Below are 12,607 nucleotides of genomic sequence, written 5' to 3'. Positions count from 1 at the left end.
GCCATGGAGAAGTTCACCACCCACACCGGCGTCGGCGTGCCGCTGCGCGCCTCGAACGTGGACACGGACCAGATCATCCCGGCCGTGTACCTCAAGCGGATCTCCCGCACGGGCTTCGAGGACGCCCTGTTCGCAGGCTGGCGCCAGGACCCCGACTTCATCCTGAACACCGAGCCGTTCAGCGGGGGCACCGTGCTCGTGGCGGGCTCGGACTTCGGCACCGGCTCCTCGCGCGAACACGCCGTGTGGGCGCTCAAGGACTACGGCTTCCGCGCCGTGATCTCCCCGCGCTTCGCGGACATCTTCCGCGGCAACTCCGCCAAGCAGGGGCTCGTCGCGGCCCAGGTGGAGCAGGAGGACGTCGAGCGCATCTGGAAGGAGCTGGAGAACCGTCCCGGGACCCCGGTCACCGTGGACCTCGTCACACGCACCGTCGAGTGCGGGGATGTGACCGCCCCGTTCCAGATCGACGACGACACCCGTCACCGGCTGCTCGAGGGCCTGGACGACATCGCCGTCACCCTGGGGCACCAGGCCGAGATCGACGCCTACGAGGCGGACCGCCCCGCGTACAAGCCCACCACCCTGCCGGCCCGCACGGCCGGCTGACCGGCCGCCGCCGGGAGCGCACCATTGCCGCCCGTGCCCGGCGACGCCCTATGCTGGGAGGCGATTCCGGGACCGCCCGCCGCACACGGCGGGCGGTCCCGTTCAGAGACCTCCCCGCTCCGGCGGAGTGGCCGAGACCGTGGCCCTGCGGCCGCGCTGAGGAAGGACGCGCATGGCGAAGCTCTTGACCATCCATGGCGGCAAGCCGCTGACCGGTGAGGTGACCGTGCGCGGCGCCAAGAACCTGGTGCCCAAGGCCATGGTGGCCGCCCTGCTCGGCAACTCGCCGTCCGTGCTCCGGAACATCCCCGAGATCAAGGACGTGGACGTCGTCAGCTCCCTCCTCGAGATCCACGGCGTGTCCGTGGAGTGGGACAAGGAGACCGGGCGGATCACGATGGACCCGGCCGGGGTGAAGTCGGCCCTGACCGCCGAGATCGACGCCCATGCCGGCGACTCGCGCATCCCGATCCTCTTCTGCGGCCCGCTCATGCACGCGATCGGGGAGGCCTTCATCCCCGACCTCGGCGGCTGCAAGATCGGCGACCGCCCGATCGACTACCACCTGGCCGTGCTGCGCAACTTCGGCGCCGTCGTGGACAAGCGCCCGGGCGGCATCTCCATCTCCGCCCCCAAGGGCCTGCACGGCGCCAAGCTCGAGCTGCCGTACCCCTCCGTCGGCGCCACCGAGCAGGTGCTGCTGACCGCCGTGAAGGCCGAGGGCATCACCGAGCTCAAGGGCGCCGCCGTCGAGCCGGAGATCCACGACCTCATCGCCGTCCTGCAGAAGATGGGCGCGATCATCACCGTGCAGACGGACCGCACCATCCGCATCGAGGGCGTGAGCGAGATGCGCGGCTACAACCACATCGCGCTGCCCGACCGCAACGAGTCCGCCTCGTGGGCCTCCGCCGCCCTGGCCACCCGCGGGGACATCTACGTCCGCGGCGCCGAGCAGCGCGACCTGACGGCGTTCCTGAACACCTACCGCAAGATCGGCGGCGAGTTCGACGTCGTCGACGACGGCATCCGGTTCTGGCACGCCGGCGGCGATCTCAACCCGCTCGTGCTCGAGACGGATGTGCACCCCGGCTTCATGACCGACTGGCAGCAGCCCCTCGTGGTGGCGCTGACCCAGGCCAAGGGGGTCTCCATCGTGCACGAGACCGTGTACGAGAACCGCTTCGGCTTCACCGACGCCCTCGTGCGGATGGGCGCCTCCATCCAGCTGCACCGCGAGTGCCTCGGCTCCGTGCCGTGCCGCTTCGGTCAGCGCAACTTCCTGCACTCGGCCGTGATCTCCGGCCCGACGCCGCTGCACGGCGTCGAGTTCGACATCCCGGACCTGCGCGGCGGCTTCTCCCACCTGATCGCCGCCCTCACCGCCGAGGGCACCTCCACGGCGACGGGCCTGGAGATCATCAACCGCGGCTACGAGCACTTCATGGCGAAGCTCGAGGGCCTCGGCGCCGACGTCGAGCTGACCGAACGCGACCGGTGAGCGGCGTGGACGCGCAGAGCCCTGCCGCCGCGGGGGGTCGTCCGACGCGTGCCGCGCGGGCCCCCTACGTGATCCCGGGGGTGATCGTGCGACCGGCGATGCGTGCCCTCGTCCGCCAGGTGTGGGAGGGGACCGAGCACCTGCCCGAGACCGGCGCGATCCTCGCCGTCAACCACATCTCGGAGGTGGACCCGCTCTCCGTGGCCCACATGGTCTACAACCAGGGCCTGCTGCCGACCTTCCTCGCCAAGGCCGAGCTCTGGAAGGTGCCCGTGCTCAAGCAGGTCCTCGAGGCCACCCGCATGATCCCGGTCGAGCGCACCCGCGACGGCGGTCGCTCGCTCGCCGCCGCCCGCGAGGCCGTCGCCACGGGCCGGGCGATCATCGTGTACCCGGAGGGCACCGTCACCCGCGATCCCGACGGCTGGCCGATGGCCGCGCGCAACGGGGCCGTGCGCCTGGCCTTGCAGACCGGCGCCCCGCTCATCCCCGTCGGTCAGTGGGGCATCCAGGAGCTGCTGCCGTACGGCGGCCGCTCCCTCCGCGTCCTCCCGCGCAAGACCGCCCGGATCCGGGTCGGCGCGCCCGTCGACCTCGCGGACCTGCGGGACCGCCCCGTGACGGCGGCGACCCTGCGTGAGGGCACCGGCCGCATGATGGCCGCGATCACCGACCTGGTCGCCGAGCTGCGCGGAGAACCGGCCCCGGAGGGCCGCTGGGACCCCACGACCGGAGCGCGGGTGACCGGGGCATGAGCGATCCGCGCACCGTCGCCGTCCTCGGGGCCGGCAGCTGGGGGTCGGCCTTCGCCCGCGTCCTGGGCCTGAGCACCAGCCCCGAGTCTGCCCGCGCGTCCGAGATCGTGATGTGGTCCCGGCGGGCCGAGGTCGCCGAGGCCATCACCGAGCGACACGAGAACCCCGAGTACCTGCCCGGCATCACCCTGCCCACCTGCGTGCGCGCCGTCACCGACGCCGCCGAGGCGGTCCGGGGCGCCGGCGTCGTGGTGGTGGCCGTGCCCGCGCAGCACGTGCGCGAGACCCTGCGCACCGTGCGCGCCGACCTGGCCCCGGACGCCGTCGTGGTCTCCCTCGTCAAGGGCCTCGAGCGCGGCACCGACGCGCGGATGTCGCAGGTCTGCGCGGAGGAGCTGGGCCTCAGCCCGGACCGGTTCGCGGTGGTCTCCGGACCCAACCTCGCCCTTGAGATCGCGCGCGGCGAGCCCACCGCCACGGTGGTCGCCTCGGCCTCGCGCGCGACGGCGGAGCGCATCGCCGCCCTCACGGCCGGCCGGACCTTCCGGCCCTACACGAACACGGACGTCGTGGGCGTGGAGATCGGCGGCGTGGTGAAGAACGTCATCGCGCTCGCCGTGGGCATCTGCGACGGGCAGGGGCTGGGGGACAACTCCAAGGCCTCCGTCATCACCCGGGGCCTGGCCGAGACCACCCGGCTGGCCGTCGCGCTCGGCGGCGACCCGGCCACCATGGCCGGGCTCGCCGGCCTGGGCGACCTCGTCGCCACGTGCGCCTCGCCCCTCTCCCGCAACCGCACGGCCGGCCGCCACATCGGCACCGGCCTCAGCGCGGAGGAGGCGGTGGCCGCCATGAGCCAGACGGCCGAGGGCATCAAGTCCGTCTCCGCCATCGTGCACGCCGCCCGCGCCCACGGTGTGGAGATGCCCATCAGCGAGCTGATGGACCGGGTGGTCGCCGGGGACGTGGCCGTGGACCGCCTCGCCGAGCTGCTGCTCGCCCGTGACCTGAAGTCGGAAGGACGCACCGCATGACCGCCACCCCCGCCCCGAAGGCCGCCGCCGGCGCGCGTCCCCGCGTGCTCCTGCTCTTCGGCGGCCGCTCGAGCGAGCACCCCATCAGCTGCGTGACCGCGGCGGGCGTGCTGCACGCGGCCGACCGTCAGCGCTGGGACGTCGTGCCGGTGGGTGTGGCCCGCTCCGGCCTGTGGTCGCACGACGAGCTGGACGTGGCCTCGTTCCGCCTGGACGGCGATGCCCTGCCGGAGGTGCCGGAGCCCGAGGCCCCGGTGAGCCTGCGCGCCCTGCCGGACGGCGCCGTCGAGCTGACCGCGGCCGACGGCTCCTCGCTGGGCCCGGTGGACGTCGTGTTCCCGCTGCTGCACGGCCCCTGGGGCGAGGACGGCACCCTCCAGGGCATGTTCGAGTCGCTGGGTCTGCCCTACGTGGGCTGCGGCGTGCTCGCCTCCGCGGTCGGCATGGACAAGCACTTCATGAAGGTCGCCTTCCAGGCCGCCGGCCTCGAGGTCGGCCCGTGGGAGACCATCACCGCCCGCGACTGGGCGCGCGATCCGGAGGCGGCCCTCGCCCGCGCCGGTGCGCTCTCCTACCCGCTTTTCGTCAAGCCCGCCCGCGCCGGCTCGTCCTTCGGCATCACCCGCGTCACCGAGCCCGCGGGTCTGCGCGCCGCCGTCGAGGAGGCCCGTCGCTTCGACCCCAAGGTCGTGGTGGAGGCGGGCATCGTCGGCCGCGAGATCGAGTGCGCCGTCCTCGACGGGCACGGCTCCGCGGCCCCGCGTGCCTCGCTGCCGGGGGAGATCGTCGTGGCCCACGACGAGGGTGAGACGCAGTTCTACGACTTCGAGTCGAAGTACCAGGACACCGGCTCCACCCAGCTGTCCTGCCCGGCCGAGCTGCCGGAGGAGGAGATCGAGCGGCTGCGGGCCCTGGCGATCCGCGCCTTCGAGGCCGTGGACGGATCCGGCCTGGGCCGCTGCGACTTCTTCTTCACCCCGGACGGGCGCTGGGTGGTCAACGAGATCAACACCATGCCGGGCTTCACGCCCATCAGCATGTACCCGGCCATGTGGGAGCGGACGGGCCTGTCCTACGACGATCTGATCTCGGAGCTGCTGGACCTCGCCCTCGAGCGGGGCGTCGGCCTGCACTGATGCGGCCCGCGGCCGGCCCGCGCCGGTCTCAGCCGACGGGTGTGGCGTCCTGCACGCTGACGCAGCCGCCGCTGGACTCGATCTGCGCGACCGCCGAGGACAGGCCCACCATCACGGTGTCCGAGCTGGCCTGGTCCTTGCCGAACAGCACCTCCACGGCCGGGTCGCGGCCGTAGGTGGTGATCCGCCAGTTCTCGTCCTCGTCCCGGATGACCCAGTCGATCCCGTCCACGGAGATGCAGCGGTCCGTGGTGGGGCCGGGGACCTCGGCGCCGCAGCGCAGGACGACGGCGGCCGGGTCACCCCACACGGCCGTCGCCTGGCTGTCGGTGGGGCGCAGGTCGAGGTCGCCCAGGGCGTCGGGCATGGCCACCATGGCCGGGGCACACGCCGGGTCAGCGGCGTGGGGCGCGGCCTCCACCGTGGCCACCCGTCCGGTGCAGGCCGTGGCGCCGAGGGCGATCGCGGTCAGGAGGGGCACGAGACGACGCAGACGGCGGGATTCCATCCGCCCAGGATACGTGCGGCGCCGGGACCCGCGGGGGCCCGTGCCCTAGCATGGGCGGGACCGTTCCCGTCCCCGCCTCAGGAGCCCACGTGAGCAGCACCGCGGACCCCCGCCCCCGCCCCCCGCAGGAGGACGTCGCCGTCGGGCGGCGCCGTCGTCGTCGCCGCCCGTGGCTGATCGCCCTGGCGGTGGTGCTCGTGGCGCTGCTGGCCGTGGGCATCGCGGCGGCGGTGTACGTCGGCGGGATCGCCCGGATCATCGACCAGGACACCCAGCGCTTCGACGGCGGCGCGTTCCCCGCCGAGTCGGGCCGCCCGGGCGCCGCGGGGGCGTCCGCCCAGCAGCCCACCGCGCCGCCGCCCGGCATGGACGCGGACCAGGCCGCCGAAGGCGCCCAGGGCCCCGTCGCCCCGGACGCGGACGAGAAGGCGGACGAGCAGGCCCTCGACGTGCTGCTCGTCGGCGAGGACGCGGGCGCGGAGGGCCGTGACTCCGCCGGCCGGTCGGACACCCTCATGTGGGTCCACGTGCCCGGGGACCGCAGCGAGATCCAGGTCATGTCCATCATGCGCGACATGTGGGTGCCGATCCCGGGACACGGGGACCACAAGGTCAACGCCGCCTACCAGTACGGCGGCATCCCGCTGACGGTGGCCACCGCGGAGAACATGTTCCAGGCACGCGTGGACCACGTGATCGCCGTGGACCTCGCCGGCTTCAAGGGCCTCGTGGACGCCCTGGGCGGCGTCAGCGTGGACAACCCCAGCGCCTTCGTCTCGACCGGCGGCATCGACTTCCCCGCGGGCACCGTGCAGATGGACGGGGACAAGGCCCTGGCCTACGCGCGGGAGCGGTACAACCTGCCGCGCAGCGACTTCGACCGTGTGGAGAACCAGCAGCGCCTGGTCAAGGCCATCGTGGCCGCGTTCCTCTCCCGCGACACCCTCTCGGACCCGAGCCGCGTGCAGGCCGCCGTCGAGGAGTTCGCCCCCTTCCTGACCCTCGACGACGAGCTCGACTCCGGCACCCTCGCGAACCTGGCGTGGTCCCTGCGCGATGCGCGCGACGCCCCGATCGTGACCAGCACGGTGCCGTCCGTGGGCGTGGGCTACACGGACACCGGCGAGGACGTCGTGTGGCCGGACTGGGAGGCGATCGCCCGCCTGGGCAAGGGCATCCGCACCGGCACCCTGGGGGAGGCCGTCACGCAGTGAGCACGCCGCCCCGGCCGTCGTTGGTACGGCACTGGCTCGCGCTCGCGGAGGAGCTCGTGGGCCGGGCCGCGCCGCGGCTCGACGCCCTGAACCTCTTCCCGGTCCCGGACGCGGACACGGGCACGAACATGCTCGCCACGCTGACGGCGGCCCGCGCCGCGGCCGACGCCTGCCCCGCACAGGACGACGTCGGCGCCGTGCTCGCGCACGCGGGCGCGGCCGCGCTGGACTCGGCCCGAGGCAACTCGGGCATGCTGCTGGCGGTCAGCCTGGCGGGGATGGCCGAGCCCCTGCGCGGCCGGGAGCGCGTCGACGCGTTCGCCCTGGCGGCGGCATTCGGGGCCGCCGACCGGGCCGCCCGGCAGGCCCTGTCGGATCCGCGCGAGGGGACGATCCTCACGGTGCTCTCCGCGGCCGCCCGCAGCCTTGCGCGCTCGTCCACCCAGGCTCCCGACACGCCCGCGGTGGCCGGGGACGCGGACCCGGCCGTGCGCCTCGGCCCGGCCGTGACCGTCATGCTGGCCGACTGCGTGCAGGCCGTGGAGGAGACCGAGTCGTTGCTCGCCCCGCTGACCCGGGCGCACGTCGTGGACGCCGGCGCCGTCGGGCTGCTCTGGGTGTTCGAGGCGCTGCGCTCCGTCGTGACGGGCACGCCCGTGGACGAGGAGCTGGCCACCGCCCTCCCCGGCTACGTCGAGGGCGCCCAGGCCGCGGAGGGCGAGCACGCCGCCGAGGCGGAGGCGCCGATCGAGGGGGCCGTCGAGGTGATGGGCACCCTGACGCTCACCCCGCTCGCCGTGGCCGGGCTGCGCCGACGGCTGGCCGACGTGGGGGACGCCGTGATCCTGGCCCCCCTCGGCACCGCCCGTGACGGGCAGGGCCGGGTCCCGTGGCGGGTCCACGTGCACGTGCCCCGCGCCGAGGACGCGATCGGCCCCCTGCGGGCCGCCGGCGACGTCGAGGGCCTGACCGTCACCGACCTGGCCGGGCCGTCGCACGGCGACGACGCCGCACCGGACGGGTGCCATGGCCGCTGAGGCCCCCGTCACCGACCTGCCCCTGTCCGAGGTGCTGGGCGGGAAGCTGCCCGCCCGCCTGGAGAAGGAGCTCGGGCTGACCACGGTCGGGGACCTGCTGGACCACGTGCCGCGCCGCTGGATCGAGCGCGGCGAGCTCACCCCCATCGCCGCGCTGCCCTACGACGCCGAGGTGACCGTCGTCGCCGTCGTGGAGTCGGTGACCACGCGGCGCATGCACAGCCGGCCCGGGTTCATCGTGGACGTCACCGTCGCGGACCCGTCCGTGGCCGGCGTGCCGGGGGCGAGCCTGTCCATGGCCTTCTTCAACGGCCACGACGCCCGCCGCCGCCTCGCCCCCGGGATGACCGCCATGTTCCAGGGCCGCACGACCGAGTACCGCGGCCGGATCACGCTGAACAACCCGGACTTCGCCCTCCTGGACGACGACGTCGCCCCGGGGGAGGTCGAAGTGCGACCGGTCCCGCTCTACCGGGCCACGGGGAAGCTGCCGTCGTGGACGGTCCGCTCCGCCGTCGCCCGGGTGCTCGAGACCGTCGACCTGGGACGGATCCCCGAGCTGCTCACCGAGCGGATCCGCGCGGAGGCCGCCGCGGCGCTCGACCTGGACGCGCCGCTGCCGGGCACCGCCCAGGCGTACCGGGACCTGCACGCCCCGCACGACATCGCCGCCACCGGCCCGGCGCGGACCGCGCTCGCCCTGCGTGAGGCGTTGCTCGTCCAGGCTGCGCTCGCCTGGCGCCGGGACCGGGAGCGGGCGGTGCCCGCCGTGCCCCGCCCGCCGCGGCCCGGGGGCCTGCTCGAGGCCCTGGACGCCCGACTGCCGTTCGCGCTCACGCCCGGCCAGGTGGCGGTGGGGGAGCAGCTGTCCGCCGAGCTGGCCCGGGAGGCCCCGATGAGCCGGCTGCTGCAGGGGGACGTGGGCGCGGGCAAGACGCTCGTGGCCCTGCGGGCGATGCTGCAGGTCGTGGACGCCGGCGGCCAGGCCGCCCTGGTGGCGCCCACCGAGGTGCTCGCCGCGCAGCACCACCGTGCCCTGCTGCGCCTGATGGGCCCGCTTGCGGAGGCCGGCACCCTCGGGGCCGGCGACGGCCCGGCCACGAGGGTCGTGCTGGTCACCGGCTCGCTCAAGACCGCCGCGCGCCGGGAGGCGCTGCTGGCCCTGGCCTCCGGCGAGGCCGGGATCGCCGTCGGGACGCACGCGCTGCTCTCCGAGAAGGTGGGCTTCGCCGAGCTGGCCCTGGCCGTCGTCGACGAGCAGCACCGCTTCGGCGTGGACCAGCGCGAGGCCCTGCGGCGGGCCAATCCCGGCACGCACCTGCTCGTCATGTCCGCCACGCCCATCCCGCGCTCCGTGGCGATGACGGTGTTCGGCGACCTGGACCTGTCGGTGCTCGAGGGGCTGCCGTCGGGGCGTCAGCCGGTCACCACGCACGTGGCGCGGATGGCCCACGGCCCGCGCGTGATCGGCCGGGTGTGGGAGCTGATCGCCGAGCACGTGGCGGCCGGCCACCAGGCGTTCGTGGTGTGCCCGCGCATCGACCCCGACGACGCCGACCCGGGTCACGCCAACGTGGAGGAGATGACACCCCGGCTGCGGGGTCTCCCGGCGCTGGCGGGGCTGCGGATCGACGCCGTGCACGGGCGCATGGACCAGGCCGAGCAGGACGCGGCGATGCAGGCCTTCGCGCGCGGGGAGACGGACGTGCTCGTGGCGACCACCGTCGTGGAGGTGGGCGTGGACGTGCCCAACGCGACGGTCATGGCGATCCTCGACGCCGACGACTTCGGCCTGTCCACCCTGCACCAGCTGCGCGGCCGCGTGGGCCGCGGGCCCGGGGCGGCGGTCTGCCTGCTGGCCACGCGCCTGCCGGACGGGCACCCGTCGCTGCGCCGGCTCGAGGTCCTGGCCCAGGAGCAGGACGGCATGCGCATCGCGCAGGAGGACCTCGCCCAGCGCGGCGTCGGCGACGTGCTCGGCGCCGCCCAGTCCGGGCTGGCCTCGGGGCTGCACCACGTGGACGTCATCGCCGACGCCCCGCTGATCGCCGTGGCCGCCGACGCCGTCGCGCAGGTCATGGCGGCCGGCCCCGGGCTCTCCGCCCACCCGGCACTCGCCGCCGAGGTGGCCCGCTGGGAGGCCGAGCACCTCACCGCCGCCGACTACCTCGAGAAGGGCTGAGCCATGTCCCGCATCATCGCCGGCGCGGCCGCCGGGCGTCCCCTGACCGCCGTCCCCGGCACCGGCACGCGCCCCACCACGGACCGCACCAAGGAGGCCCTGTTCTCCTGGCTCGAGGCCCGCGACTGGCTGGACGGGACGGCCGTGCTCGACCTCTACGCCGGCTCCGGCGCCCTGGGGTGCGAGGCCGCCAGCCGCGGAGCGGCATCGGTGTTGCTGGTCGAGCGGGACCGGAAGGCCGTGACCGCGTGCCGCGCGAACGCCGCGCTGGTCAACCGGGCGCGCGGGGCCGACGTCGTGCGCGTGCGCGCCGGGAGCGTGGAGCAGGCGCTCGCGGCGGAGGCCGCGCCCGTGGACCTGATCCTGGCCGACCCGCCGTACCCGGTGGCCGGCCCGCCGCTCGAGGCGGTGGTGGAGGCGGCGGCCGGGCGGCTCGCCCCGGGCGGGCTGCTCGTGCTCGAGCGGGCGGCCCGGGACGCGGCGCCGCGCCGGCCGCGCGGCCTCGAGGAGGTCGAGGTGCGCGTCTACGGCGAGACCGCCCTGTACCTCTGGCAGGACGAGCGCTGACCCCGCCCACCCGCTTTCGTTCGGGAAACGGCGGCGTCTCGGCCCGTTCCCACTGGGGAGACGGGAGGGCAGAACGGACTGGGCTCAGCACGGAACCGCGAGCACGGCGGCCGCCGTTTCCCGAACGAAAATGCTCGGGGGACCGCCGTTTCCCGAACGAAAGTGCTCCGAGGGCCGCCGTTTCGTCAACGAAAGCGTCGGGGGTCAGGCCGCGCGCAGCCGCGGGGCCGCATCGGCCAGGCGGCGCATCGCCTCGTCGATCGCATCGGGAGACTTGCAGAACGCCAGCCGCAGCCACGACCGCAGGTGGCCTCCGTCCGGGCGGCAGAGCGCGCCCACAGGGATGCCCGTGACGCCGGCCTCACGCGTCCACCGCACCGCGGCCTCGGCCGCGTCCGTCACACCCCACGGGGCCAGGTCCACGACGACGAAGTAGCCCGCCGCCGGGACGACCGGGTCCAGGCCCGCCTCCCGCAGGCCCGCCACGAGCCGATCCCGGGCGTCGCGGTACCGCTCGCGCTGGCCGGCGAGGTGCCGTTCGGCGTCGTCGGTGGGCAGATAGGCACCCAGCGCGCGCTGGAAGGCGGGGCCGGAGGAGTAGGTGAGGAACTGCTTGACGGCGCGCGCGGCCCCGACGAGCTCGGCCGGGCCGGTCAGCCAGCCGACCTTCCAGCCGGTGACCGCGAACGCCTTGCCCGCGCTGGAGACCGTCAGGGCGATGTCCTCCGCGCCCGCGACCGAGCGCAGGCTGACGTGCTCGCCCTCGTAGACGAGGTGGTCGTAGACCTCGTCCGAGAGGATCAGCACGCCCCGGGGCCGGCACAGGGCCACGAGCTCCTCGAGCAGCTCCCGCGGATAGACCGCGCCCGTGGGGTTGTGCGGCGTGTTCACGATGAGCAGGCGCGTGCGGTCGGTGATCGCGTCCGCCACCCGTGCCGGGTCCGGCAGGAAGTCCGGGGCCTCCACCGGCACGCTCACGTGTCGGCCGCCGGCCAGGGCGATCGTGGCGGCGTGCGAGTCGTAGAACGGCTCGACCGTGATGACCTCGTCGCCCGGGCGCACGAACGCCAGGACCGTCGCGGCGATGCCCTCGGTCGCGCCCGTGGTGATCATGACCTGCGTGGCGGGGTCCTCCGTCACGCCCCAGTGGCGCCGGCGGTGCTCCGCGACGGCCTGCCGCAGCGCGGGGTCGCCCGTGCCGGGGGCGTACTGGTTGGGGCCGGCCAGCACGGCGTCGGCCGCCAGGCGCAGCAGCGCGTCGGGGCCGTCGGCGTCGGGGAATCCCTGGCCGAGGTTCACGGCCCCGTGCTCGGCGGCGAGGCCCGTCATCGTCTCGAACACGGTGGGCACGGGGCCGGCGTCGCCGAGCAGGCCCGCGGCCGCCGCCGTGCGTCGCCACGGCGCGTCCACGTCGACGTCGTGCCGTGCTGATCCGGGGGTGTCCTGCGTTCCGTCCATGGCCGCACTGTACCCATCGCGGCGGACCGCACACGGCGGCGCGCGCCGCGTCCGTCACGACCGCGACGCGCCGGAGCCGGACCGGACGGGCGTCCGTCGCCGCTCGGCGCGGCCCCCGCTAGGCTGGCACCCATGCGTCGTGCCGTCTGCCCTGGTTCGTTCGATCCCCTCCACAAGGGGCACGTCGAGGTGATCGCGCGAGCCGCGAACCTCTTCGAGGAGGTGGTGGTCGCCGTGTCCTCCAACCCGGCCAAGACGTACCGCTTCAGCGTGGACGAGCGCATCGCCATGATCGAGGCGACGGTGTCCTCCCTCGCCGGTGTCGTGGTCCGGCCCATGGGCCCGGGCCTGCTGGCCGAGTTCTGCCGGCAGATCGGCGCGGACGCGATCGTCAAGGGGCTGCGCGGCGGCGCCGACCTCGAGTTCGAGGCCCCGATGGCCGCGATGAACCGCCACCTCACCGGGGTCGAGACGGTCTACCTCCCGGCCGACACCCGGTACACCCACGTGTCCTCCTCGCTCATCAAGGAGGTCCACGGACTCGGCGGCGACGTCGCCGAGTTCGTCCCGGCCGCGGTCCTGCGCGGCCTCGACGGCGGGGCCTGA

At 74.8% G+C, this 12,607-nt stretch carries 12 protein-coding genes; 10 read left to right on the top strand and 2 right to left on the bottom strand.

Going from position 1 to position 12,607, the window contains the following annotated elements; translation table 11 throughout:
* Positions 1-3: 3 nt before the first annotated feature.
* The 5 genes from leuD to AUV08_RS07345 all read left to right on the top strand — a co-directional run bounded on the left by leuD (position 4) and on the right by AUV08_RS07345 (position 5,035).
* Positions 4-609, top strand: coding sequence for a 3-isopropylmalate dehydratase small subunit (leuD, locus tag AUV08_RS07365; RefSeq protein WP_036338085.1), 606 nt, complete (start codon positions 4-6; stop codon positions 607-609).
* 172 nt (positions 610-781) lie between these two features.
* Positions 782-2,110 (top strand): UDP-N-acetylglucosamine 1-carboxyvinyltransferase, encoded by a 1,329-nt coding sequence (murA, locus tag AUV08_RS07360; protein WP_002856412.1) that lies wholly within the window; start codon positions 782-784, stop codon positions 2,108-2,110.
* A 98-nt stretch (positions 2,111-2,208) separates the two neighbouring features.
* Positions 2,209-2,865 (top strand): 1-acyl-sn-glycerol-3-phosphate acyltransferase, encoded by a 657-nt coding sequence (locus AUV08_RS07355; RefSeq protein WP_231862131.1) that lies wholly within the window; start codon positions 2,209-2,211, stop codon positions 2,863-2,865.
* Positions 2,862-3,899, top strand: a complete 1,038-nt coding sequence (locus AUV08_RS07350; protein WP_036382068.1) for an NAD(P)H-dependent glycerol-3-phosphate dehydrogenase — start codon at positions 2,862-2,864, stop codon at positions 3,897-3,899. Before AUV08_RS07355 ends, AUV08_RS07350 begins: the two co-directional genes overlap by 4 nt.
* Positions 3,896-5,035 (top strand): D-alanine--D-alanine ligase family protein, encoded by a 1,140-nt coding sequence (locus tag AUV08_RS07345; RefSeq protein ID WP_061867860.1) that lies wholly within the window; start codon positions 3,896-3,898, stop codon positions 5,033-5,035. Before AUV08_RS07350 ends, AUV08_RS07345 begins: the two co-directional genes overlap by 4 nt.
* A gap of 28 nt (positions 5,036-5,063) precedes the next feature.
* Here the strand turns inward: AUV08_RS07345 and AUV08_RS07340 are convergent, their stop codons facing one another.
* Entirely contained in the window at positions 5,064-5,543 is a 480-nt protein-coding gene (locus tag AUV08_RS07340) for a DUF3515 family protein (RefSeq protein ID WP_036312910.1), read from the bottom strand.
* 89 nt (positions 5,544-5,632) lie between these two features.
* On the opposite strand from AUV08_RS07340, the gene AUV08_RS07335 reads away from it, so the two are divergent.
* The 4 genes from AUV08_RS07335 to rsmD are packed head-to-tail and all read left to right on the top strand — an operon-like array spanning position 5,633 to position 10,543.
* Entirely contained in the window at positions 5,633-6,757 is a 1,125-nt protein-coding gene (locus AUV08_RS07335) for an LCP family protein (RefSeq protein ID WP_061867859.1), read from the top strand.
* Positions 6,754-7,794 (top strand): DAK2 domain-containing protein, encoded by a 1,041-nt coding sequence (locus tag AUV08_RS07330; protein WP_061867858.1) that lies wholly within the window; start codon positions 6,754-6,756, stop codon positions 7,792-7,794. Before AUV08_RS07335 ends, AUV08_RS07330 begins: the two co-directional genes overlap by 4 nt.
* Positions 7,784-9,976, top strand: a complete 2,193-nt coding sequence (locus tag AUV08_RS07325) for an ATP-dependent DNA helicase RecG (RefSeq protein WP_061867857.1) — start codon at positions 7,784-7,786, stop codon at positions 9,974-9,976. The genes AUV08_RS07330 and AUV08_RS07325 overlap by 11 nt, the downstream gene beginning before the upstream one ends.
* A gap of 3 nt (positions 9,977-9,979) precedes the next feature.
* On the top strand, positions 9,980-10,543 hold the full coding sequence (gene rsmD / locus AUV08_RS07320; RefSeq protein WP_020621716.1) for a 16S rRNA (guanine(966)-N(2))-methyltransferase RsmD: 564 nt from the start codon (positions 9,980-9,982) through the stop codon (positions 10,541-10,543).
* Between the two features lie 204 nt (positions 10,544-10,747).
* On the opposite strand, the gene AUV08_RS07315 is transcribed toward rsmD, so the two are convergent.
* The gene (locus AUV08_RS07315) at positions 10,748-12,001 is read right to left on the bottom strand and encodes an aminotransferase class I/II-fold pyridoxal phosphate-dependent enzyme (RefSeq protein ID WP_061867856.1); all 1,254 of its coding nucleotides are present in this window, start codon (positions 11,999-12,001) and stop codon (positions 10,748-10,750) included.
* Between the two features lie 132 nt (positions 12,002-12,133).
* Here AUV08_RS07315 and coaD point away from each other — a divergent pair, with 132 nt between their 5' ends.
* On the top strand, positions 12,134-12,607 hold the full coding sequence (coaD, locus tag AUV08_RS07310) for a pantetheine-phosphate adenylyltransferase (protein WP_044659154.1): 474 nt from the start codon (positions 12,134-12,136) through the stop codon (positions 12,605-12,607).

It is taken from the genome of Micrococcus sp. CH7 (assembly GCF_001595485.1).
GTDB classification, from domain to species: Bacteria; Actinomycetota; Actinomycetes; order Actinomycetales; family Micrococcaceae; genus Micrococcus; species Micrococcus luteus.
This window is presented reverse-complemented; position numbering and strand designations above follow the sequence as displayed.

Bases quoted from the DNA above. Each gene is read 5' to 3' on its own strand.
- AUV08_RS07350 (WP_036382068.1), top strand. From the start codon at position 2,862: ATGAGCGATCCGCGCACCGTCGCCGTCCTCGGGGCCGGCAGCTGGGGG.
- murA (WP_002856412.1), top strand. From the start codon at position 782: ATGGCGAAGCTCTTGACCATCCATGGCGGCAAGCCGCTGACCGGTGAG.
- AUV08_RS07325 (WP_061867857.1), top strand. From the start codon at position 7,784: ATGGCCGCTGAGGCCCCCGTCACCGACCTGCCCCTGTCCGAGGTGCTG.
- rsmD (WP_020621716.1), top strand. From the start codon at position 9,980: ATGTCCCGCATCATCGCCGGCGCGGCCGCCGGGCGTCCCCTGACCGCC.
- leuD (WP_036338085.1), top strand. From the start codon at position 4: ATGGAGAAGTTCACCACCCACACCGGCGTCGGCGTGCCGCTGCGCGCC.
- AUV08_RS07315 (WP_061867856.1), bottom strand. From the start codon at position 12,001: ATGGACGGAACGCAGGACACCCCCGGATCAGCACGGCACGACGTCGAC.
- AUV08_RS07355 (WP_231862131.1), top strand. From the start codon at position 2,209: ATGCGTGCCCTCGTCCGCCAGGTGTGGGAGGGGACCGAGCACCTGCCC.
- coaD (WP_044659154.1), top strand. From the start codon at position 12,134: ATGCGTCGTGCCGTCTGCCCTGGTTCGTTCGATCCCCTCCACAAGGGG.
- AUV08_RS07345 (WP_061867860.1), top strand. From the start codon at position 3,896: ATGACCGCCACCCCCGCCCCGAAGGCCGCCGCCGGCGCGCGTCCCCGC.
- AUV08_RS07340 (WP_036312910.1), bottom strand. From the start codon at position 5,543: ATGGAATCCCGCCGTCTGCGTCGTCTCGTGCCCCTCCTGACCGCGATC.